This window comes from Flavobacterium psychrophilum DSM 3660 = ATCC 49418 (assembly GCF_002217405.1).
GTDB lineage: Bacteria > Bacteroidota > Bacteroidia > Flavobacteriales > Flavobacteriaceae > Flavobacterium > Flavobacterium psychrophilum.
In genome coordinates, this window is record NZ_MUHE01000081.1 from 1 (window position 1) to 998 (window position 998).

The 998-nt window shown below is 27.7% G+C and carries 1 protein-coding gene; it reads left to right on the forward strand.

The genetic code is table 11. The annotated features are described in order from the left end of the window. The first annotated feature begins 97 nt into the window (after positions 1-97). Positions 98-982 carry an IS982 family transposase gene (locus B0A57_RS11975; RefSeq protein WP_016361996.1) on the forward strand — a complete coding sequence of 295 codons (885 nt, stop codon included), beginning with the start codon at positions 98-100 and terminating at the stop codon, positions 980-982. Positions 983-998 lie beyond the last annotated feature (16 nt).

The window sequence follows — 998 nt, forward strand, 5'->3', positions numbered from 1 at the left end:
ACCCGTTGGGTGTAATTATTTAAATAAAAAATATTGATTAGATATTGCTCAAGATACTGAAATTCAGTATCTTGAAGTCGCAAAACAAACAATATCTATGTCAAATATAATAAAAAATTATTTAAGGGTTTTAGAAGTTATAAGTTCTTTGAATTGTGAATTAGAATATAAATCAGGCGTCGGTCGAAATCAAAAAATGTCTGATTTAGAAGTAGTTGCACTTAGTTTAACGGCTGAATTTATGTCAATTGACAGTGAAAACTCATTGTTTAAATCAATTGATGCTAATCAAATTCCAAATTTAATTGAGCGAAGTCAGTTCAATAAAAGAAGAAGAAAATTGTTTTTGTTTACAGAACAAGTTCGATTAAAATTAGCGTCTCGTTTTTTGGAGTTTGAAGATTATTTTATTGTTGACAGTATGCCTTTAGAGATTTGCAAATTTGCTCGTCATCGAAGAATTAAAATCTGTAAAAAAGAGTTTGAAACAGCTCCATCAAAAGGATTTTGTGCTTCACAAAACACTTGGTTTTATGGGTATAAACTTCACGGAGTTTGTTCTATATCAGGTATTTTTCATTCATTAGATATTACAAAAGCAGAAGTTCACGATGTTCATTTTTTGAAAAACATAAAACAACAAATGTCTGATTGTGTGTTACTTGGAGATAGAGGTTATTTATCAAAGACTATTCAATTGGATTTATTTCAAACAGTAAATATTAAATTAGAAACGCCTAAAAGGAAAAATCAGAAAGACTATAAACCACAGGCTTATATCTTTAGAAAATCAAGAAAAAGAATTGAAACATTATTTTCACAATTGTGTGACCAATTCAAAATTAGAAACAATTATGCTAAATCTTTTCAAGGATTTAAAACACGGATTTTAGCAAAAATAACAGCATTAACATTGGTTCAATTCATCAATAAATTTATTTTTGATAGACCAATAAACAATATTAAGAATCAAATAATTTAATTACACCCAACGGGTT